Raw genomic sequence first — 1020 nt, forward strand, 5'->3', positions numbered from 1 at the left:
TGAAAGAGAACACATTATGGCAATGGCAATTGGCAATGATGGTGATGGCGAAGACGAAGTCAACAGCACCATCAACACCACCCCGCTGGTCGACGTCATGCTGGTCTTGCTGATCATCTTCCTGATCACCACCCCGGTGATTACGGATACGGTGAAACTCAAGCTGCCGGCAGAACACAACGTCATTTACAAAACCAAACCGGAAAACATCACCTTGTCGATCAACAAGGATGGTGATCTGTACTGGAACGGCAGCATGAAGCCGCTCGGAGGCACGGATGCCCTGTTTGAGAAATTGAAAGTGGAAGCGGTGAAGGTACCGCAGCCGGAACTGCACATCCGTGGTGACCAGAACGCCCGTTATGAATTTGTCGGCAAGACTATCTTGACGGCACAACGGGCAGGCATCGCCAAGGTCGGCTTTGTGATTGAACCGCCACCACGGAACTAAGCGCAATTGATAAAGACCTGAGATCTCTCAACACAGAGGCACAGAGACACAGAGAAGGGCAGAGAGTAATTCTTAAGCAGGCAGGGAAAGAAAGAAGTGAATATGCTTTAGTTACTTGGCTCTTATCTCTTTTTTCCTCTGTCACTTTGTGTCTTTGTGGTAAAGATGTATGGTCTTGAAGTTTGATTTTTTATTCAGATTCCGAATCATTCGTGATGTGAATAAGTGATTCATAAAGGAAGCATTATGGGTATGCAAATAGGTTCCGGCGGTGCTTCGGCTGATCCGGAAGTGATGATAGAGATGAACATGACGCCATTGATTGACGTCATGCTGGTACTGATCATCATGTTGATTATTACCATTCCTATTCAGAATCATGCAGTGAATCTGAATATGCCGACCAATAGTCAGTCCAAGCCATTGACAGAACCGATCGTGGTCAATATCGATGTGGACTTTGATGGTACGGTCCTGTGGGATGGTGTGGCGGTTAATCATGCAGAGCTGGAAAGCAAACTGCTGGCTGTGGCAACCGCAGCAGACCAGCCAGAAGTGCATTTGCGTCC

General features: G+C 47.6%; 2 protein-coding genes. Both read left to right on the top strand.

All coding sequences use genetic code 11. The features are described from left to right. The first annotated feature begins 16 nt into the window (after positions 1-16). Positions 17-451, top strand: a complete 435-nt coding sequence (locus AC1RVX_RS29985; protein ID WP_493220243.1) for an ExbD/TolR family protein — start codon at positions 17-19, stop codon at positions 449-451. A gap of 246 nt (positions 452-697) precedes the next feature. Then, positions 698-1020, top strand: a 323-nt coding sequence (locus AC1RVX_RS29990) for an ExbD/TolR family protein (protein ID WP_493220242.1), incomplete at its 3' end; no start/stop codon positions are given.

It is taken from the genome of Undibacterium sp. GW821-FHT11B02, assembly GCF_058808955.1.